We start from the raw sequence: 19,911 nt of genomic DNA on the forward strand, positions 1-19,911 counted from the left end.
GGGGTGCCTCCTGGAAGTCGTACGGGGAAGTCGCACGGGGTGGGGTGTGCGTACGGGGTGCGGGCGGTCAGTCCTCGGCGAGCGCGGGGATGATGCCGCCCGCCAGCAGGGCGTGCCGCTGCCGCGCGGAGAGCCGGTGCCGCACGGCGTACTCCTCGCCCCGCGTGGTGTTGCGCAGCCGCAGCGCGGAGCCGGACCCGTCGTCCAGGGCCGCGCGCAGGCCGTCGAGCCGCAGCGTGTCGCCCTCGGAGATGCGCTCCCAGTCGCCGGGGTCCTCGAACTCGAGGGCCAGCACGCCGAAGTTGGCGAGGTTCTGCCAGTGGATGCGCGCGAAGGACTTGGCCACCACGGCCCGCAGCCCCAGATGCCGGGGCGTGATCGCGGCGTGCTCGCGCGAGGAGCCCTGGCCGTAGTTGTCGCCGCCCACCACGAAGTGCGGCCCGTCGTGCGCGCGCGCCTTCTCCGGGTAGTCCGGGTCGAGCCGCGTGAAGGTGAAGTCGGCGAGCTTGGGGATGTTGGAGCGGTACGGCAGGGCCCGCGCGCCCGCGGGGGAGATCTCGTCGGTGGACACGTTGTCCCCGGCCCGCAGCAGCACCGGGCCCTCCAAGGTGTCGGGCAGCGCGTCGAGTTCGGGCAGCGCGGAGATGTTGGGCCCGCGCTCCAGCTCCAGGTGCCGGGCCTCCTCTGCCGGCGGCGGCTCCTCCAGCATCCCGGTGTTGACGCTGACCCGCTCGGGCAGCGGCAGCTCGGGCGGCTCCATGCCCTCCTTCGCCGCCCAGTCGCGCGGATCGGTGATCACCCCTGTGAGCGCGGACGCCGCGGCCGTCTCCGGGGAGCACAGCCACACCGCGTCGTCCTCGGTACCGGAGCGCCCGGGGAAGTTGCGCGGGAACGTCCGCAGCGAGTTGCGCCCGGCCGCCGGCGCCTGGCCCATGCCGATGCAGCCCAGGCAGCCGCTCTGGTGCAGCCGCGCGCCCGCGCCGATCAGGTCGAAGGTGCCGCCCGAGCGCGTGAGGTCCTGGAGGATCTCCCGCGAGGTGGGGTTGATGTCGAGGCTGACCCCGGGAGCGGTGCCCCGGCCCCGTACCATCGCCGCCGCGATCAGGAAGTCCCGCAGGCCCGGGTTGGCCGAGGAGCCGATCACGCACTGGTCCACCCGCTCACCTGCCACGTCCCGCACCGGCACGACCTTGTCCGGCGAGGAGGGCTTGGCGATCAGCGGCTCCAGCGAGCCGAGGTCGATCTCCTCGGTCAGGTCGTAGGAGGCGTCGGGCTCGGCGGCCAGCGGTACGAAGTCGTCCTCGCGCCCCTCGGAGCGCAGGAAGTCGCGCACCGCCTCGTCGGAGGGGAACACGCTGGCGGTCGCGCCCAGTTCGGCCCCCATGTTGGCGATCACATGGCGGTCCATCGCGGACAGCGAGCCGAGCCCGGGGCCGTGGTACTCCAGGATCTTGTTGACCCCGCCCTTCACGCCGCGCCGCCGCAGCAGCTCCAGGATCACGTCCTTCGCGCTCACCCACGGCGGCAGCTCGCCGGTCAGCCGTACGCCGCAGATCTCCGGCATCCGCAGGTAGAGCGGGCGGCCCGCCATGGCCAGCGCCACCTCCAGGCCGCCCACGCCGATCGCGAGCATGCCGAGCGAGCCCGCGGCGCAGGTGTGGGAGTCGGATCCGGCGAGGGTCTTGCCCGGGATGCCGAAGCGCTGCATGTGGGTGGGGTGCGAGACCCCGTTGCCCGGCTTGGAATACCAGGCGCCGAACCGTCGCGCCGCCGAGCGCAGGAACGCGTGGTCCTCCGCGTTGCGCTCGTCGGCCTGGAGGATGTTGTGGTCCACGTACTGCACGCTGACCTCGGTACGGACCCGGTCCAGGCCCAGCGCCTCCAGCTCCTGCATCACCAGCGTGCCGGTCGCGTCCTGGGTGAGGGTCTGGTCGACCCGCAGGCCGATCTCCTCGCCCGGCTCGGCGCGCCCCTCCGCCAGGTGGTCCTCGATGAGCCGCTGCGCCGCGGTGCCCCGTGCCATGGGTGTGCTCCTTCCGCCGGCAGTCCGGGACCCCACCTTCGGGCCTCGGACCGCGTCCCGTCGCCCGGCGGGACGCGTGTTCCCGGCGAGTGCCCCGCTCGGCGGAGGGCGATTCAGCCGCGTACGGCCGAACCGGACCGTGCGGACCGGTCGTGCGGACCGGTCGTGGAGCCCGGCCGCGGAAGGCCCGAGCTGGACCGGGGCGGCGGCTCAGCCGAGCGTCACGGGCAGCGAGTCCATCCCGTACACGATCGACAGCTTGCGGAAGGACAGCTCGCGCTCCGGCACCGCGAGCCGCATCTCCGGGAAGCGGCGCAGCAGCGCGGGGTAGGCGGCGCGCAGCTCCATGCGGGCCAGCTCGGCGCCGATGCAGCGGTGCAGACCGTGGCCGAAGGCGAGGTGCGGCAGCTTGCCGCGCGCGGCGTCGAACTCGCCCATGCCGAGGAACCGTTCATGCCCGGTGCCCGCGCCCCGGGCCTGCGTGATCGCCTCGTCCCGGTTGGCGCGCAGCAGCGAGCAGAGCACGATGTCGCCGCGGGAGATCAGCCGGCCGCCGATCTCGACGTCTTCCACGGCGAAGCGCGGGAACGCCATCTGCACCACCGACAGATAGCGCAGCAGCTCCTCCACCACGTCGTCCACGGTCTCGTCCTCGTCCCGCACGGCGCGGAACGCCTCCGGATTCCGCAGCAGTACGAGGGTGCCGAGCGCCAGCATGCTCGCGCTGGTCTCCAGTCCGCCCGTGAGCACCCCGTCCGCGAGGCCGACCAGCTCCGCGTCGCTCACCTCCTCGCCGTGCTCCTGGACGATCATGCCCAGCAGCCCGTCGCCGGGGTCGCGGCGCTGGCCGTCCACGATGTGCTGGAGGTAGTCGTTGGAGGAGGTCATCGCGCCGAACGCGGCGTCGATGCCGTCCAGCAGGTCGAAGCGCTGGGTGCTCAGCCGCTGGAACTCCGCGCGGTCCTCGTACGGCACGCCCAGCAGCTCGCAGATCATCAGCGACGGGATCGGCCACGCGTAGTGCTCCACCACGTCGACCTGGCCGTGCGCCGCCGCCTTCTCCATGGCGTCGAGCTGCTCGGCGACGATGGCGTCGATGCGCGGGGCCAGCCGCTGGATCCGCCGCACGGTGAACTCGGGCGTGAGTATCCGCCGCAGCCGGGTGTGGTCCGGCGGGTCGGCGAAGCCGAGGCCGCCCGGATTCGGCTTGCGCATCGCCTCCGGGGTGCCGGAGAGGGTGGTGAAGTCGTTGCTGAACGCGTGCGGGGCCGCCAGCACCTGGCGCACCTCCTGGTACCCGGTGACCAGCCAGGCGTCCATCCCGAAGGGCAGCGTGACCTTGGTCATCGGCTCACCCGTGGCGTCCCCCGCCGCGCCAGGTACCGGGTCCAGGCCCTTCCGCTTGAAGTGCGTCAGCACATCCTCCGGCACCAGGGCCAGGGTGGAGGAATCGATGCCCTTCCGGCCGATCCGTTCCACATACTTCCGCCCCAGCCAGCCGCCGAGGCGGTCACGCAGCATCGTCATCGGCCGCGCCGTCATCCGGTCCCTCCCTCCGCCCGGGCGCGGCGGCGGCAGACCGTCCTCGGCCTGTACGGAGTTGTGCGGCCCATGCCGGGCACAACGATGCCCCCATCACCCGGACACTCACGCTCGTCGTGTCGATCACATCGTGCCGCGCGCGGCGCGGCGGCCCTTCATCGGGGTCTCACGTTGCGGACTCCGCGGGCGGTTCCGCGAGGGATTCCGTGGGGGTCGCGTACGGGCGCGTACGCGGCCTAACCGGCGCTGTCCGTACGGGAGTTGGCGCGGGAGCCGGTGCGCGGAGCGGTGCGGGAAGCGGCGCCGACGAGGGTTTCCGCGACCACCGGCAGTGAGTCCGGGATCACACGCAGGAAGAGGTTGGGCTCGATGAGTTCCAGCTCCATCAACTGCGGCGAGCCCAGGTCGTCGTCGGCCAGGTCGACGCGCGCGTACAGCAGCTCGCCCGTGCCGGCCGCCTCGGGGACGGCGGCCAACGCCTTCTCGGCGACGGCCAGTTCTGCGTCGGTGGGCGTCCACGCGCGCAGGCCCGGGTGCGCGGTCTTGCGCGCGTCGTACGCGGTGCCGTGCTCCAGCACCGCGTTCTTCCGCACGGCGTGGACCAGCCGGCCGCCGTAGAACACGAGGGCGCGCTCGCCGCTGGTGTCGATCCGCCGCAGGTACGGCTGCACCATCGCGGTCAGGCCCTCGGCGTGCATGCGCCGCACCTGCGCGAGCGCCTCGTCCTCGTCCTCGGGCCGGTAGCGCGCCGCGTACCGGGCGCCCGCGCCGGTCGTGGGCTTCACCACGTACTCGTGGCCGGCCGGCAGCTCCACGGGGTCGCCGGGCGCCATGTACCGCGTGGGCACAGCGGGCACGCCGCGCTCGGCCAGTTCGCCGAGGTAGCGCTTGTCGGAGTTCCAGCGCAGTACGGAGGGCGGGTTGGCCAGCGTGGTGCGGGAGGCCGCGTGCTCGGCCCACGTCAGGAACTCCTCTACGCGGAGCACGTAGTCCCAGGTGGAGCGCAGCACGGCGAGGTCGAACCGCCCCCAGTCCACGCCAGGTTCGTCCCAGTACACGACCTCGGGCACCCCGCCCGCCTCGCCGACGGCCCGCTCCAGCTCCGGCAGATCGTGATCCGTGTTGATCTCGGGCCGGGGGCGGGCGGTCACCAGGGCTATGAGGGGGTTGTGCGACACGAGTGCTCCTTGGGGCGGCGGGGAGGGGAGCGTAACTCCCCACCCCGCCCCGCCGGAAAACCCGCGTCGCCGCTTACGAGCGGTGGTACTGGACCGGGGTCGCGACCTCGCCGCCCAGTTCCTTCGCCGCGTGGCGCGCCCAGTACGGGTCGCGGAGGAGTTCGCGGCCCAGGAGGACCGCGTCGGCGCGGCCCGCGGCGACGATCTCCTCGGCCTGGTGCGGCTCGGTGATCAGGCCGACCGCCGCGACCGGCAGGTCGGTCTCGTTCCGCACCCGCTCGGCGAAGGGCACCTGGAAGCCGGGCCCCGCGGGGATCTTCGCGTCCGGCACGCTGCCGCCTGTCGACACGTCGAGCAGGTCGACGCCGCGTGCGTGCAGCTCCTTGGCGAAGCGCACCGTGTCGTCGCCGGTCCACCCCTCGCGGCCGTCCTCGTCGTTCTCGCTGAGCCACTCGGTCGCGGAGATCCGGAAGAACAGCGGCAGCTCCTCGGGCCACACCGCGCGCACCGCGTCCACGACCTCCAGCGCGAACCGCGTACGGCCCTCGTACGAGCCGCCGTACTCGTCGGTGCGCCGGTTGATGTGCGGCGAGAGGAACTGCCCGATCAGGTAGCCGTGCGCCCCGTGCAGCTCGACCACCTCGAAGCCCGCCTCCAGGGCGCGGCGCGCGGCGTCAGCGAAGTCCCTGACTATCCCGGCGATCTGCTCCTGGGAGAGCTCGTCGGGCGCCGTCGACGCGCCGTCGAAGGCGACGGAGCTCGGGGCGACCGGCGTCCAGCCGTGCTCGGCCTCCGGCGCGATCGGGGCGCCCCGCTCCACCCAGGTGCGCTCGGTCGAGGCCTTGCGCCCCGCGTGCCCGATCTGGATGCCCGGCACCGACCCGTGCGCCTTGAGGAAGGCGGTGATCCGGCGGAAGCCCTCGACCTGCTCGTCGTTCCAGATGCCCAGGTCGTACGGGCTGATCCGGCCCTCCGGGCTGACCGCGGTCGCCTCGGCCAGGATCAGTCCCGTGCCGCCGGTGGCGCGCGCCGCGAGGTGCGTGAAGTGCCAGTCGGTCGGCACGCCGGTCAGCGGGCCCTCGGGGGCCGCGCTGTACATGCACATCGGCGCCATCCACGCCCGGTTCGGGATGGTGAGGGACCGCAGGGTGTAGGGCTCGAACAGTGCGCTCACGGCGCGCTCCAATCGGTTGCCAGTCGCTTGTCTCCGGATGCGCGGGACGCTAAGTACGATAGCCCTCGTAGTACGGCGAGTGTCAAACTACGATGGCTCTCGTAGAATGAGCGCGGGCGTCGAGGGGAAGTTCACGGGCCGAAGTTCAGGGGCCGTCGTCGCCGGAGACCTGGCGACAGGCCGGGCGACAGACCGAGGGACACAGGGAAAGCGAGCCGCAGCCGTGCCGACCACCACGAACACCACCGCCGTACGCAAACTCCCGCACCCCGAGCGGGAGGAGATCCGCCTGGAGGCGGTGCTGCACGCGCTGGCGGACCCGATGCGGCTGCTCGCGGTGCGCAACCTCGCGGTGTACGGGGAGGGCGAGGGCCAGGGCGCCACCTGCTCCCAGGTGGACATCCCGGTGTCGCCCTCCACCAGCACGCACCACTTCCGGGTGCTGCGCGAGGCCGGCGTGATCAACCAGTGCTACCGCGGCACCGCGAAGATCAACTGCCTCCGCCGCGCCGACCTGGAGGCCCGCTTCCCCGGACTGCTCGACGCGGTGCTGGAGGCGGCGCGGCGGCAGCAGGAGCGGGACGAGGACTGAGCGCGGGCAGCGCGGACAGCGCGTGTGATACGGGCAGCACGAAGGGCGTCCAGCACGCGGCTGAACGCCCTTTCCGTGCGCGGGAGTTCCGTACGGGAGATTCCGTTTGGGGAAGGTCAGTCCTCCCCGCGGTGCACCACATGCCCGCCCGTCACGGTGACCCGTACCGGCGCCTCGCCCACCTCGTCCGGCGGCGCGGCGACCGGGTCCAGCGCGAGCGCGGTGAGGTCGGCGCGGTAACCGGGCGCGATCCGGCCCGCCTCGTGCTGCTCGCCCGCCGCTGCCGCCGCGTGCGAGGTGCAGCCCTCCAGCGCCATGAGGCCGGTCAGCGCCTGCTCGGGGGTCACCGGTGCGGTGTCCAGCGCGCCGGGCAGGCGCCGCAGCCTGGCCGACGCCAGCACCTGGCGCGGGTCGAAGTGCGCGATCGGCCAGTCCGAGCCCAGCGCCAGCACCGCACCGGAATCCCGCAGGTCACGGCAGCGCCACGCGCGTGCGGCCCGCTCCTCGCCGACCCGTCGCGACCACTCGTCGGTGTGGTCGGCGCGGGTGTACGCGGTGTGCGGCGGCTGCATGGACGCGGCCACGCCCAGCTCCGCGAAGCGGGCGATCTGGTCGTCGGGCAGCGTTTCGATGTGCTCGATCCGGTGCCGACCGCGCTGCTGTTCGCCGAGCGCGGCGACGGTGTCCAGCACGTGCCGTACCGCGTGATCGCCGATCGCGTGCGTGGCCGTGCGCACGCCGGCCTCGGCCAGCTTCCGTACGGCGCGGGCGTACTCCTCCGGGTCCGGCCAGAACGCGTCCGTGCCCTGCCCGTGGCAGTCCGCGTGCTCCAGCCACGCCGTGCCGCCCTCGACGGTGCCGTCCATGAAGAACTTCACGCCGCCCACGCGCCAGTGCCGGCCGGCGCGCCGCTGGAGGCTGACCAGTTCGTCCAGTTCGCCGGGGCCGTCGCCTGGCATGCACCAGGGCGCGAGCCGCAGGCGTACGGGCAGCACGGTGCCGCCCGCCTCGATGTCCGCCAGTAGTCCCGGAACGTGTTCCTGCATGTCCATCACGTGCGTGCAGGTCATGCCGGCCGCGGCCATCCGCTCCAGTTGCGCGAGGAGTTCGGCTTTCCGGTCCTCCGCCGACGGGTGTGGCAGTACGGGGTCGAGCAGGGCCATCGCGGCGTGCTCCACCAGGTGTCCGGTGGGGCGGCCGTCCTCGTCGCACACGACCTCGGCGTGCTGGGTGAAGCGGCGCGGGCCGTCGATGCCGGCTGCGTCGAGTGCGGCTCCGCTGGCCAGTGCGGAGTGGCCGTCGTAGAGGCGGAGGAAGGCGGGGGCGCCGCCGAGCGCGTCCTCGATGAGGTCGCGGTGTACGGGGGCGCCGCCGAACACGTTGTGGTCGAGGCCGTGGCCGAGCACCCATCCGCCGGGCGGGGTGCCCTGGTTGGCCTTCGCGAGTGCGGCCCGCAGCCCGTCCAGGTCGCGGCACCCGGACAGGTCGTGGCCCGTTGCCATCTCCACGCCCCACACCGGGTGAGTGTGACTGTCCGTCAGGCCCGGGGTGAGGGTGGCGTTCTGGAGGTCCACGACCTCTGTGTGCGGGCCGCGCCAGTCCCGTACGTCGTGTTCCTCGCCGACCGCGGCGATTTTGCCGTCTGCGACGGCGACGGCGCGTGCGGCAGGTCGTGCGGGATCGAGGGTCCTCACGTTGCCCCCGGTGAGGACGAGGTCGGCTGCGGTCAACGTTCGCTCCTTGGGTGGATCTGTGCGGTCCGCGCTATGACCGCCGGTCGGCTGCGCTGCTTGTTGCTTCCCGCTGCGGCGGGATGTGGGTGGGTGGTTGCGCCCGACTTGTGAGTTGCGGGTCCGCCTACGACGCTCCGCGCCTCCGGCGGCCCCTTGCTTCGGTCTGCGGCGTCCCCGGGTGACGAATGAACGAGCCGTCGCGCCAGGTCTGTGCTTCCGCGCCCCGCGACTCGCTACTCCCTACTAGGTGTGGGCAATCGTTCCGCAGGGGCGGAACGGGTGGGCACACCGGAACCGCAGCCCGCCCGCGGCAGCGCCCCCGCGTCCAACGGGGCCCGGGGTCCAGCCCCGCGACACCCGGGCTCATGTTGCGGGGTCCTGGGCGAACTCCGCGTACACCGCGGGACGCCGACGCCGCAGGCGGAACGCGTACAGGACGCCGACCCCGAAGGCCGCGGGAACGGTCAACACCAGCACGGTGTTGGTCGCCGTCGACGCCTCCGTCATCAGCCCGGTCTTGGCGACGACCAGCCACAACGCCACAGCCATCAGCACGATCGCGGCGGCGGGCGCATACCGGGTGCGCCACTTGCCCTCCCCATGCGACACCCGCGCGAAATACCGTACGACCGCCACAGCCGTCAGCGCCTGCAACGCCAACAGCCCCAGCATCCCCGGCGTGTTCACCCACAGCAGCAACTGCCGGTACGGATCGGCGCCGGCCAGCGCGAAGGCGGACACCACGATCAGAGCCAGCACACTTTGCAGGATCCCGGCGACGTACGGGGACTGATGCCGCGCATGCACGCGCCCCAACGCGCGCGGCAGCACCCCCTCCTCGGCCAGCGACAACCCGTACCGGTTGATCGCGTTGTGGAAGGCGAGCTGCGACGCGATGATGCTGGTCACGATGAAGATGTGCATCAAGTCGGAGGCCCACCCGCCGACGTACTTCTCGGTCGCGCTGAAGAACAGCCCCGACGGATCGTGGGCCACCGCCTTGAGCACGCCGCCCGCCCCGTACGCCTGGATCACGATCCAGACCGTGAACGCGTAGAAGAGCCCGAGGAACCCCACCGCTATGTAGGTGGCACGCGGCACCGTACGGCGTGGATCGCGGGCCTCGCGGCGGTAGATGGCCGTCGATTCGAAGCCGGTGAACGCGGCGAAGGCGAAGGCCAGCACCCCGCCCATCCCCGGCACCAGCATGTTGCCCGGCGCGAACGAGCCCGCCGAAAGCCCCTCGGCGGAACCTCCGCGCAGCAGCACGCCCGCCGCGAGCAGCACCAGGATCCCGGTCTCCGCGAGCAGCAGCACGCCCAGCACCTTCGCGCCGAAGTCGATGCTGCGGTAGCCGAGGTACCAGATCACCACGACCCCGCAGAGCGCGATCACCGGCCAGGGCACGTGCACGCCCCACAGCGCTTCGAGGGCGTCACCTGTGCCGGTGGCGAGCAGCCCGTACACGCCGATCTGCATGCCGTTGTACGCGAGGAGGGCGAGGGACGCGGCGCCGAGCCCGGCCGGGCGGCCCAGGCCGCGGGCGATGTACGCGTAGAAGCCGCCGCCGTTGCGCACATGCCGGGTCATGGTCGTGAAGCCCACGGCGAAGAGCGCGAGCGTGGCGCCCGCCAGCAGGTATCCGACCGGCGCGCCGATCCCGCCCACGGCGAGCGCGAGCGGCGCGACGCCGGCCATGACGGTGAGCGGCGCGGCGGCCGAGACGACGAAGAAGGCGATGTCGGCGACGCCGAGGGTCCCGCGGCGCAGTCCGTTCTCGTCGCCGGGCGGTGCCTGTGGGGCTGTTGTGGTTTCCGTTCTGGCCTCTGCGGACATGGAGCGGAGCCCTTCTGCTGCGGGGGAGGCGGGGCAGGGGCGGTCTCCGCGGCGGCTCACGGGGTGCCGGGCCGTTCCGCGCGTAAACCTAAAGGCTTTCGGTTTCTCGGTTTCGGCAATGTAACCCCCGGCCGTACGATCACGGAAGACCTGGCAGCGGAGGGCTTCGGGAGGGCTCATGGGACGGCCGCGCAAGGCCCTGCTGGACCGCGAGCGGATCGGTGCCGTGGCCCTCGAACTGGTCGACGCGACCGGCGACTTCAGCGTCCCCGCGATCGCCCGCCGCCTCGGCGTACAGACCGGTTCGGTCTACCACCACGTGGACGGCCGCGCCGGAATCGTCGAGCTGCTGCGGGAGCGGATCGGCGGGTCGATCGACGCGTCCACGCTGGAGAGCGCGGAGTGGGACACGGCCCTCGACGCCTGGGCCCGCTCCTACCGCGCGGCTTTCGCCGCGCACCCGCGGGCGATTCCCCTGCTGACCGGCGCCCCGGTCCGCACCCCGACGGTCCTGGCCCAGTACGAGCGCGCGGTGGTGCTTCTGCTCGGCGCGGGTTTCCCCCGCTCGTCGGCGATAGCGGTCCTGACCGGCCTGGAGAACGTGGTGCTGGGCTCAGCGTTGGACATGGCCGCACCGAGGGAGTGGCTGGAGCTCCCGGGGGACGACAGCACCCCTGAACTGGCCCGAGCGGTGGGGGAGTCGGAGGAGGAGCGAGCGGATGAAGCTTTCGAACTGGCCCTCACCGGCTATTTGCTGCATGTGCGGTCACTGCTGGGGTGAGCTTGCCGAGCGCGGGTTGGCTTCCCGTCTCCCGCCCGGCGAGCCGAGGCCTAGGCGGGGAGCCAGCTCCCCGCCTAGGCCTCGGACTATGGCTGTCCCCGCCTGAGGGTCACTTCTTAGCCCTGAAGCTCTTGAAGGTTTTGCTCTCTCCCCACTTGAAGTTCCCAGGAATCTTCTTCGGATGGCCCTTGCAGTTGGCCTTCGGGTAGAGGAGGACGTAGAACCCCGTGTAGTTCTTCACCGAGTGCGCAGTGAAGTCTGTGTTGAGGCAGCCACGGGTGCTGATCGCCGTAATCCCCCTACCTCTGTAGTACGTCTTAGGCCAAGCGCAGAACTTGCTGCGATTGCAGGTTCCCTGCGCCTTGGGCGTGCCGGGCTGAGTGGGTGACGAGGATGCGGGTCCGGACGTGGTCGAGGCCGCCGGGGTGGACGATACGACGGGCTGCGCGAACGCCGTGTCGCCCGCTGCCATGGGACCGGTCAGAGCCAAGGCAGTGACAGCCAGGACTGACGGCAAACGCCATGTATGGCGCATGTAGTTTTCCCTCCCTGTAATACATCGATGCCGACGCCGTGGGTCTCTCCGTTAATTAGGACAGGACGGGTCGACCTTCAGATTACATGGGCAGATCATGTTGGTCGGTTACATACTGCATGCGCTGCCGATATCGACCGGCGGCTACTGCTCGTCCGCTCCCGACGGCTCCGGCGTGAAGGACAAGGCGGTGCCCTCCTCGTCCACGTCCGCCACCAGGCGTGCCTCCTCGGGGAGTTCGCCGCGGAGGAGCATGCGGGACAGGGGGCGGTCCACTTCGCGCTGGATCGTGCGGCGCAGCGGGCGGGCGCCGTAGTCCGGTTCGTAGCCGCGTTCCGCCAGCCAGTCGACCGCGCGGTCGGTGAAGGTGACCTCGACGTCCTGGGCGGACAGGCGCCGGCGGGTCTCGCCGAGGAGCATGTCGGTGATCTGGCGCAGTTGATCGTCCGTCAGACGGCGGAAGATGACGATCTCGTCGATGCGGTTCAGGAACTCGGGCCTGAAGTGCTCGCGCAGCGGCCGCAGTACGCGGTCGCGGCGCGCCTTCTCGTCGGCCTCGGAGTCGCCAGGACCGCCACCGCCGCCGAAGCCCAGCGTCGCGCCGCGCCCGGTGATCGCCTCGGAGCCCAGGTTGCTGGTCATGACGATCACGGTGTGGGTGAAGTCGACCGTGCGGCCCTGGGAGTCGGTCAGGCGGCCGTCGTCCAGCACCTGGAGCAGCATGTTGAAGACGTCGGGGTGCGCCTTCTCGATCTCGTCCAGGAGAAGGAGGGAGTACGGGTTGCGGCGTACGGTCTCCGTGAGCTGGCCGGCCTCCTCGTGGCCGACGTAGCCGGGCGGGGCGCCCACCAGGCGCGACACGGTGTGCCGCTCCTGGAACTCGCTCATGTCGAGCCGCACCATCCGGTCCTCGCTCCCGAACAGCGACTCCGCCAGCGCGCGGGCGAGTTCGGTCTTGCCGACGCCGGTCGGGCCGAGGAAGAGGAAGCTGCCGATCGGCCGGTCCGGGCTCGCCAGCCCGGACCGGGAACGCAGCACCGCGTCGGCCACCGCCGAGACCGCCTCCTCCTGGCCGATGACCCGCTCCCGCAGGTGCTCTTCCAGGCCGAGCAGGCGTTCCCGCTCCTCCTGGGTGAGGTTGCTGACCGGGATGCCGGTCTGCCGGGAGACCACGTCCGCGATGTCCTCGACGGTCACCTCGGGCGCGTGCTCGGCCACCTCCGGCGGCGTACGGTCCTTGCCCTGCTGCTCCCTGATCTGCTGGTCCACCTCGGCGAGACGGGCCTTGAGCTGCTGCGCGCGCTCGTAGTCCTCGTCCGCGACGGCCTGCGCCTTGTCCCGCTCCAGCTGCTCGGCCTCCCGCTCCAGCGCCCGTACGCCGGAACCGCGGGTGGCGGAGCGCATCCGTACGCGCGCGCCCGCCTGGTCGATCAGGTCGATGGCCTTGTCCGGGAGATAGCGGCCGGTCAGATAGCGGTCCGACATCTCCACGGCGGCGGTCAACGCCTCGTCGGAGTAGCGCACTTGGTGGTGCGCCTCGTAGCGGTCCTGCAGCCCGCGCAGGATCTCGGTCGCGTCCTCGACCGAGGGCTCGGGCACCATCACCGGCTGGAAGCGGCGGGCCAGCGCGGCGTCCTTCTCGATGTAGCGGCGGTACTCGTCCAGCGTCGTCGCGCCGATCACGTGCAGCTCGCCGCGCGCGAGCGCCGGCTTGAGGATGTTGCCCGCGTCCATCGAGCCGCCCTCGCTGCCGCCGCCGCCCGCGCCGACCACGGTGTGCAGCTCGTCGATGAACACGATGAGCTGGTCCGAGTGCGCGCGGATCTCCTCGACGAGGGTGTTCATGCGCTCCTCGAAGTCGCCGCGGTAGCGCGTGCCGGCCACCACGCCCGACATGTCGAGCTGCACCACGACGCGGCCCAGCAGGTTGTCCGGCACGTCGCCGTCCACGATGCGCTGGGCCAGGCCCTCCACGACCGCGGTCTTGCCGACGCCGGCCTCGCCGATCAGCACGGGGTTGTTCTTGCCGCGCCGCGCCAGCACCTCGACGGTCTGCTCGATCTCGGTCTCGCGCCCGATCACCGGGTCGATCCGGCCCTCACGGGCCATCCCGGTCAGGTCGGTGCTGAACTTGTCCAGCTGGGGCGTGCGCCGCTGCTGCTCGGAGCGCTGTCCGGCGCCCGCGCCGCCCCCGTACGACCCGCCGTAGGAGCCGTACGGTTCCGATCCTGAGCCCTGTGCGGCGCCGCCGTTCTGCGGGGGCCGGGGCGAACGGCCCTGCGGGGGCTCGAAGTGCGCGGCGTCCAGGATCTGGCCCGCGGCCGAGTCGGGGTTGCTGCTGAGCGCGGTCAGCAGGTGCTCGGGGCCGATGTAGGGGGAACGGTTCTCGCGCGCGACCTCGTGCGCGTCCAGCAGCGCGCGCTTCATCGCGGGGCTCACCGCCAGCGCCTCGCGGGGCGGGCCCTCCGGCATCCGCCGGTCGATCTCCTCGGCCAGCGCGTCCGGGTCGGCGCCCGCGCCCTGGATCATGCTGCGGGTCGGCTCGGTGGTCAGCGCCGTGCGCAGCAGGTGCTCGGTGCCCAGGTCGGAGCTGCCGCGCTGGGCCGCGTAGCTGGCCGCGCCGGTCACGAGCTGCCGCGCGGGCTCGCTCATCATCCGCAGGAAGTCGTAGTAGCGCGCGTCGGGGCGGTTCCTGCCGGGGGCTGACGCCCTGGCGCCGAGGAAACGCGCGAGGAACTCCTCGAAGGGGTCCCGGCCGTAGTTCTCGGGGCCCGGCACTGCACCTGTCACGAGTGGGCACCTCCCTGGCTGCCGGAGAGCAGTACGCCGGCGAGCTCGTCGTCCAGCACGGGCACGACCTTCGCGCTCACGGTGCCGCCGGTGGCCTCGTCGGCCACTTCGATCACGGTACGCGCGTCGTGCGCGGCCCGCGGCGCGGGAACGCCCTCGCGCTCGGCCACCCGGTCGAAGAACTCCGCGCGGGTCATCCTGACCCCGGTGTCCGGCTCGTCCAGCGCGAACTCCACGCGGCGCAGATGTTCGCCGAGCTCCTGCGGGAGCTGCGCGGCGATGGACTCGGCCACCGGCGCGGGAACCCTCTCGGCCAGCGTCTCCAGGCTCGCCCGCGTCGCACGCTCGGCCGCCCCTCGGCTCTCCAGCCTGGCGCGGCCTTGGACCTGCCCGATGAACGCGTCGTGCTGCATGGGGGCCTCACCTCACCTCGGGTTCTGCGGGTTCCACGCTCCGGAGTTACCAGGGGGCGGTGTGGTGAAACGGGCGCGCCTGGCGGCGCGTGTGTGCGGCGTGCGTGCCGAGGTGCCGTGTGCCCTTTGCGCTGTGGCCGCCGACGGCTTCGCGTTGTGGGTTGCTTGCTGCTGCGGCGGGATGTGGGCGTGTGGTCGCGCCCGACGTGTGAGTGACGGCCCGCCCGGCGACGCTCCGCGCCACCGGACGGGCCTTGCTCTGGTCTGCGGCGTCCGCGGGTTGCGTACGAGCCGCCGCGACTGGCTTGTGGGACCGAGCTCCGGTGGCGGCTACAGCTCGCCGAAGGTGTGGACTATCCGCTCGGAGAACAGCGTCGACGCGGTGAGGGTGCGGCCGTAGCGTGCCGCCGACTCCGGCGCGGGGGAGTGCCGCAGGCTCCAGCCCAGCGCGGAGAGCTGGGCGTCGACCGAGGTGCGCTCGCCCTCGGGGAACAGGGACTCCAAGCCGAGCCCGAGGTTGTCGGACGTCTCCTTCATCATCGGGTCGTCGAGCGCCCCCGTGATGTCGTTGATCTGCTCCACGGACAGCCTGCTCCCCGGCGCCGAGAGCCGGGTGATCTCCTTGAAGAGGTGGGCCTCGGCCTCCGGCGGGAGGTAGGGCAGCAGGCCCTCGGCGAGCCACGCCGTGGGACGGTCCCGGTCGAAGCCCGCCTCCTCCAGCGCCGACCCCCAGTCGTCCCGGAGGTCGACCCGTACGGGGCGGTGCTCGCAGCGCGGCGCCGCGCCCTCGGCCGCCAGGGTCTCCAGCTTGAAGTCCAGCACGGCCGGCTGGTCCAGCTCGAAGCAGCGGGTGCCGGACGGCCAGGGCAGCCGGAAGGCGCGGGTGTCCAGGCCGGAGGCGAGGATCACGAGCTGCGTGACGCCCTCGCCCGCCGCGCCGGTCAGGTAGTCGTCGAAGACCCGGGAGCGCACGCCTATGTACTCCGAGGTGGTCTGCCACATGTCCGCCTCGGGACCGGTCTCCGCGTCCAGGCCGTCCCACGCGGTGGGCATCGGGGTGTCCGGCTGCGCGGCGTTCACCAGGGCACGCGCGTACGGATCGGTCATCAGCGGGTCAGGCTTCCCGGACTCGATCGCTCTGCCGGCGGCCACCGCCAGGGCGGTCATGCCCACTCCGGTGACGATGTCCCACTGCTGGTCCGTGCTCACGGAGACCTCCGTACGTTCGGTGCGGTCATGGGGAGTGCGCGCCACGGCTCCCGGCTCACGGGGGCCGAAGCGGCGCTTCCGTACCGCAGGTTACGCATTGGTGGCCTCGGGCAACTAGTTGCTCCGGTGATCAATCCGCGTCGATGGGAGGGTTTTTACTCGCGGGTAAGTCCCGCTTTGGCCGGGGCGGATGCGGTGTTGGCCGTTCCGCTGCCGGGGCGTCGCCGCGTACGGGGCGGCGAATCGGCCACCCGGAGCGCGCAGTCAGGGGCGCGGACGCGGGCGGGGTGTGCCGTACGACGTGCTGCGGGCTCCCCGCAGGGGTCGGCGAGGCGAACCCCTGAGGCGCGGGAGAAGGCCAGATACCGCCGGAAGTCGCCCTTGTCGGGCATCGGGGGCGGTGACACGCTACGCCCCCGCGCTGCGGGAATGGGGACCCGCAGGGCAGAACCCGCAGGGGGACAGAGTCATGCGCATGATCTACAGCGACCGGGGTCCTTCGCCGCTCGACGTGCAGAAGCCCGAGGACGCCGGTCTGACGCGGGACGGCACGGCCGGCAAGTGGGGGGCGTTCAGCATCGAGACGTTCGCCAGCGCGAGTTCGCTGCGCTACACGCACGAGGACGCCACCGGATGGCTCGCCTACCTGGTGCAGTTCGACGACAGGAACTTCTGGTTCGCGGACTCCGGCGTCGCCGTGTGGGCCTACGAGGAGACGTACGACAACTGGCAGGACCGGTACGGGATGGACGCCGTCATGGCGGTCTACCACTCCGGGCACGGCACGATGCTCAGCGACGGCACCTTCGTCGCCCCCATGGGCGCCAAGTGGGACAACCGCACCGAGGCGCGGTCCAGCACCATGCGTCTGGGCAACGAGAAGGTCAACTACGTGTTCTTCTCGACCTGCCTGTCCTGCCGCGTGACGGGGGGTCACACCCCGGTGCGCACCTGGGGCGGGCCCAACCTCGGCTTCCGGATGCTGTTCGGCTTCGAGACGGTCAGCATCGACGACCCCAACTACGGCAAGTACTTCTGGGAGGAGTGGCGGAAGAACAAGACCTTCGCCACCGCCTGGCTCGACGCCAGCTGGCGGATCTACACCAAGCAGGCCCCGTCCGTCACCGCCTGCGGCGCCACCCGCGACGAGGCCGTGAACCGGCTCAACACCGAGCGGCTGCTCTCCCGCGACCACGTGTCGGACGACTGGTACGCGTGGCGCTGGTACAACGCCGCCGCCGACATGGACCGCGAGCGCTCGCTGCGGCTGCCGGAGCGGACCACGGTGGTCCAGCTCGAACCCCGTACCCCCAGCGAGGAGTTGACCCGGCTGGGGCAGCGCGCCGGCATCGGCGAGCGGGCCCTGTCCGAGGTGCGGGTGGACGCGCTCGGCGTGCTCAGCGCCGAGCACGAGGGGCGGCACATCGCCACCGGCCCGCAGGCCAACAGGTGGGTGAAGCTGGCCGAGGCCAACCACGGCAACTCCCGGCCGATCGACGCGCAGCGCGCCGTCGACATCGCCCGCGAGTTCGCCGCCGAGCAGCACTCCGGCGACTCCGGGGACGGCGACGAACTGGTGCTGGACAGCGTGCACCAGCTCATGCAGTGCGCCGGCTCCAAGGACGGCAAGACGGAGCAGCCGCAGGTGCTGGAGACGCTGGTGACGTTCCGTCAGACCTTCGACGGCACGCCGGTCATCACGCCGGGCCGCGGCGAGATCCGGGTGTCCGTGGACAACGACGGGACCGTCGTGTCGGCGAACCTCTCGACCCGCAAGTCCGTGCGCAGCGGCAGCGAGCTGCGCTCGACCGTCGCCGCGCCGGGCACCGACGGCGCCGGTACCGCGACGCCGCCGGTGATGCCGCCCGAGAGCGCGCTCGACGCGGCGCAGCAGCGGCGCGTCGCCGAACTGGACGTGCGCGCCAACGCGGACGGCACGCGCGGCGAGGTCAGGGACGTGCCCGGCAGCGCCGAGGTCGGCTACGAGATCGAGGGCAACGAGGCGTACCTGGTGGCGCGCAAGCTCATCGACATCGTGGACGCCGACGGGTACGTCAACCGGCAGTGGATCACCGCTCCGCTGGCCAGGTGACCGGAGCCGGGTAACCGTAGCCGGGCATCCGGAGTCGGGTAACCGGAGGTGGCAAGGGGCCGCGGCCACGCACCGCGGCCCCTTCGCGTGCCCGGATCCGGGGCGGGCGCCGCTAGCCGCTCACGTCCCGCTGCTGGACCTCGGCCGCCGACTCGCGCCGCACCAGTAGCTGGGGCCTGCCGCCGCGTACGGAGACCACCGGGGGCCGCCCGACCATGTTGTAGCCGGAGGCCATGGACACCTGGTACGCGCCGGCGACCGGCACCGCCACGAGGTCGCCGGGGCGCACGTCGGACGGCAGCGGAACGTTCTCGGCGAGCACGTCGCCCGCCTCGCAGTGCCGTCCCACGACCGTCACCGGCACCCGTTCGGCCGGGCTCTCGCGGCCCACCAGCCTCGGCGCGTACCGCACCCCGTACAGCGCGGGCCGCGGGTTGTCGCTCATCCCGCCGTCCACCGCCACGAACACCGGGCCCGCGCCGCGCTTGACCGACAGGACGCGGTACACCGCGATCCCGGCGGGGCCCACCACGGCGCGGCCCGGCTCGACGGTGAGCCGCGGCACGGTCATGCCGCTCGCCGCACAGCTCTCCACCAGCTCGGCGCGCACCCTCCTGGCCAGGTCGGGAACGTCCATCACCGGGTCGCCCTGGTGGTACGCGATGCCGTGGCCGCCGCCGATGTCGAGCTGCGGCAGCGTGACGCCGTGCTGCTCTCGTACGCGGGCCAGCAGGCCCACCAGGCGGCGCACCGCGCGCAGATAGGGCTGCGGCGAGGTGATCTGCGAGCCCAGGTGGCAGTGCAGGCCCATGAGTTCGAGGCGGGGCTGCTCCAGCACGCGGGCGAGGGCGTGCTGCGCCGAGCCGTCGGTGACCGAGAGGCCGAACTTCTGGCCCTCGGTGCCGGTGCGCACCTTCTCGTGGCCGCCGGCCGCGATGCCGGGCACCACCCGCAGCAGCACCTTCTGGCGCCGGCCGCGCGGGGTGGCGGCGGCCAGCCTGGCGATCTCCGCTGGACCGTCGATCACGATCCGGCCGACGCCGAGCCGCACGGCGGCCCGCAGGTCCTCGGGGCTCTTGGCGTTGCCGTGCAGCAGGATGCGCTCCGCAGGGAAGCCCGCCGCGGTGGCGGCCGCCAGCTCTCCGGCCGAGCACACGTCCAGGCCGAGCCCCTCCTCGGCGACCCAGCGCGCCACCGCGCGGCACAGGAACGCCTTCGCCGCGTACAGCACTTCGGCGTCGGGGAAGGCGTCGCGGTAGGCACGGCAGCGGCCGCGCACCTCGTCCTCGTCCAGCACGTAGCAGGGCGTGCCGAAGCGGCCCGCGAGCTCGGTCAACGGGACGCCGCCGACGAGCAGTTCGCCGTCGGGGGCGCGGAGCGTGGAGCCGGGCCACAGGGAGAGATCGGCGTCCTCGCCGTCCCGTTGCGTGGTCCGGAGCGCCGCGAGGCGCGGCAGGTCGAGGGGTGTCGCGGTCATCGGGCCGCTCCCCGCGCCGCGCCGAGGCCCAGCCCGGCGATCATGGCGTCGGCCGCGCGTTCTGCGGCGGCGCGCAGCGCGTACGAGGGCTCGGGTGCGGGCGCGGCGAACTGCGGGTCCACGGTCAGCGTCCGGGCTCCCAGCGGCGCGGCGAGAGCGCGCAGCGCGGGTTCGGATACCTCGATCCACTCCTGGGACGCGCCCAGCGTCGCGGCGAGCCTGCGCGGGGTCGTGAAGCCGACGGCGGTGCGCTCGCCGAGCGGCGTGCGGAACAGCCGTACGGCGACGGTGTGCGGGCGCTCGCCGGGACCGCGCCCGGGGCCCGGCCGGACGGGTACGCACAGCGGTCCGGCCGGGACGCGTTCACAGGGCTCGGCCTCTTCGTCGCTCATGGCGCGGTGGGTCCTCTCTGCTTGCGGGGGTGCGGTTCTGCCTTCGGGGGTGCGGTGCGGGGGGGGGGCGGGCCCCCCCCCCCCAACCCCCCCCGCAGCCCCCCGAACCCCCGCCAACCCCCGCCAAGGCCGGGCGGTTTGGCC

The 19,911-nt window shown here is 72.5% G+C and carries 15 protein-coding genes; 3 read left to right on the plus strand and 12 right to left on the minus strand.

All coding sequences use genetic code 11. The features are described from left to right. Positions 1–67 precede the first annotated feature (67 nt). The 4 genes from ABEE00_RS34115 to ABEE00_RS34130 all read right to left on the minus strand — a co-directional run bounded on the left by ABEE00_RS34115 (position 68) and on the right by ABEE00_RS34130 (position 5,917). Positions 68–2,023 (minus strand): aconitate hydratase, encoded by a 1,956-nt coding sequence (locus tag ABEE00_RS34115; protein WP_345749679.1) that lies wholly within the window; start codon positions 2,021–2,023, stop codon positions 68–70. A gap of 210 nt (positions 2,024–2,233) precedes the next feature. After that, a complete protein-coding gene (locus ABEE00_RS34120; RefSeq protein WP_345749680.1) occupies positions 2,234–3,565 on the minus strand; it encodes a cytochrome P450 in 1,332 nt (443 codons plus the stop codon). 236 nt (positions 3,566–3,801) lie between these two features. Continuing rightward, on the minus strand, positions 3,802–4,743 hold the full coding sequence (locus ABEE00_RS34125; RefSeq protein ID WP_345749681.1) for an ATP-grasp domain-containing protein: 942 nt from the start codon (positions 4,741–4,743) through the stop codon (positions 3,802–3,804). Positions 4,744–4,816: 73 nt separating this feature from the next. After that, positions 4,817–5,917 (minus strand): NADH:flavin oxidoreductase/NADH oxidase, encoded by a 1,101-nt coding sequence (locus ABEE00_RS34130; RefSeq protein WP_345749682.1) that lies wholly within the window; start codon positions 5,915–5,917, stop codon positions 4,817–4,819. Between the two features lie 223 nt (positions 5,918–6,140). Here ABEE00_RS34130 and ABEE00_RS34135 point away from each other — a divergent pair, with 223 nt between their 5' ends. Further along, on the plus strand, positions 6,141–6,509 hold the full coding sequence (locus ABEE00_RS34135) for an ArsR/SmtB family transcription factor (RefSeq protein ID WP_345749683.1): 369 nt from the start codon (positions 6,141–6,143) through the stop codon (positions 6,507–6,509). Positions 6,510–6,625: 116 nt separating this feature from the next. Here ABEE00_RS34135 and ABEE00_RS34140 read toward each other — a convergent pair whose 3' ends face one another. Both ABEE00_RS34140 and ABEE00_RS34145 read right to left on the minus strand, forming a co-directional pair. Further along, positions 6,626–8,239, minus strand: a complete 1,614-nt coding sequence (locus ABEE00_RS34140) for an amidohydrolase (RefSeq protein WP_345749684.1) — start codon at positions 8,237–8,239, stop codon at positions 6,626–6,628. A 366-nt stretch (positions 8,240–8,605) separates the two neighbouring features. After that, positions 8,606–10,078, minus strand: coding sequence for an APC family permease (locus ABEE00_RS34145; protein WP_345749685.1), 1,473 nt, complete (start codon positions 10,076–10,078; stop codon positions 8,606–8,608). A 178-nt stretch (positions 10,079–10,256) separates the two neighbouring features. Between ABEE00_RS34145 and ABEE00_RS34150 the strand changes: the two genes are divergently transcribed. Continuing rightward, a complete protein-coding gene (locus ABEE00_RS34150; RefSeq protein WP_345749686.1) occupies positions 10,257–10,859 on the plus strand; it encodes a TetR/AcrR family transcriptional regulator in 603 nt (200 codons plus the stop codon). Positions 10,860–10,968: 109 nt separating this feature from the next. On the opposite strand, the gene ABEE00_RS34155 is transcribed toward ABEE00_RS34150, so the two are convergent. From ABEE00_RS34155 to ABEE00_RS34170, 4 genes are all read right to left on the minus strand, one after another. Further along, a complete protein-coding gene (locus ABEE00_RS34155; protein WP_345749687.1) occupies positions 10,969–11,394 on the minus strand; it encodes a peptidase inhibitor family I36 protein in 426 nt (141 codons plus the stop codon). 144 nt (positions 11,395–11,538) lie between these two features. Further along, entirely contained in the window at positions 11,539–14,184 is a 2,646-nt protein-coding gene (locus tag ABEE00_RS34160; protein ID WP_345749688.1) for an ATP-dependent Clp protease ATP-binding subunit, read from the minus strand. Continuing rightward, positions 14,181–14,597 carry a DUF2267 domain-containing protein gene (locus tag ABEE00_RS34165; RefSeq protein ID WP_345749689.1) on the minus strand — a complete coding sequence of 139 codons (417 nt, stop codon included), beginning with the start codon at positions 14,595–14,597 and terminating at the stop codon, positions 14,181–14,183. Before ABEE00_RS34165 ends, ABEE00_RS34160 begins: the two co-directional genes overlap by 4 nt. A gap of 330 nt (positions 14,598–14,927) precedes the next feature. Beyond that, a complete protein-coding gene (locus ABEE00_RS34170; protein ID WP_345749690.1) occupies positions 14,928–15,806 on the minus strand; it encodes a class I SAM-dependent methyltransferase in 879 nt (292 codons plus the stop codon). A 475-nt stretch (positions 15,807–16,281) separates the two neighbouring features. Between ABEE00_RS34170 and ABEE00_RS34175 the strand changes: the two genes are divergently transcribed. Beyond that, on the plus strand, positions 16,282–17,898 hold the full coding sequence (locus ABEE00_RS34175) for a DUF6345 domain-containing protein (protein ID WP_345749691.1): 1,617 nt from the start codon (positions 16,282–16,284) through the stop codon (positions 17,896–17,898). A gap of 112 nt (positions 17,899–18,010) precedes the next feature. On the opposite strand, the gene lysA is transcribed toward ABEE00_RS34175, so the two are convergent. Further along, positions 18,011–19,375 (minus strand): diaminopimelate decarboxylase, encoded by a 1,365-nt coding sequence (lysA, locus tag ABEE00_RS34180; RefSeq protein WP_345749692.1) that lies wholly within the window; start codon positions 19,373–19,375, stop codon positions 18,011–18,013. Beyond that, positions 19,372–19,767: an SAV_915 family protein gene (locus ABEE00_RS34185; protein ID WP_345749693.1), complete on the minus strand. Its 396-nt coding sequence runs from the start codon at positions 19,765–19,767 to the stop codon at positions 19,372–19,374. The genes lysA and ABEE00_RS34185 overlap by 4 nt, the downstream gene beginning before the upstream one ends. Positions 19,768–19,911: the final 144 nt, after the last annotated feature.

Origin of the sequence: Streptomyces odontomachicola (genome assembly GCF_039605595.1) — a bacterium.
GTDB lineage: Bacteria > Actinomycetota > Actinomycetes > Streptomycetales > Streptomycetaceae > Streptomyces.

Bases quoted from the DNA above. Each gene is read 5' to 3' on its own strand.
- ABEE00_RS34150 (WP_345749686.1), top strand. From the start codon at position 10,257: ATGGGACGGCCGCGCAAGGCCCTGCTGGACCGCGAGCGGATCGGTGCC.
- ABEE00_RS34185 (WP_345749693.1), bottom strand. From the start codon at position 19,767: ATGAGCGACGAAGAGGCCGAGCCCTGTGAACGCGTCCCGGCCGGACCG.
- ABEE00_RS34115 (WP_345749679.1), bottom strand. From the start codon at position 2,023: ATGGCACGGGGCACCGCGGCGCAGCGGCTCATCGAGGACCACCTGGCG.
- ABEE00_RS34175 (WP_345749691.1), top strand. From the start codon at position 16,282: ATGATCTACAGCGACCGGGGTCCTTCGCCGCTCGACGTGCAGAAGCCC.
- ABEE00_RS34155 (WP_345749687.1), bottom strand. From the start codon at position 11,394: ATGCGCCATACATGGCGTTTGCCGTCAGTCCTGGCTGTCACTGCCTTG.
- lysA (WP_345749692.1), bottom strand. From the start codon at position 19,375: ATGACCGCGACACCCCTCGACCTGCCGCGCCTCGCGGCGCTCCGGACC.
- ABEE00_RS34145 (WP_345749685.1), bottom strand. From the start codon at position 10,078: ATGTCCGCAGAGGCCAGAACGGAAACCACAACAGCCCCACAGGCACCG.
- ABEE00_RS34165 (WP_345749689.1), bottom strand. From the start codon at position 14,597: ATGCAGCACGACGCGTTCATCGGGCAGGTCCAAGGCCGCGCCAGGCTG.
- ABEE00_RS34120 (WP_345749680.1), bottom strand. From the start codon at position 3,565: ATGACGGCGCGGCCGATGACGATGCTGCGTGACCGCCTCGGCGGCTGG.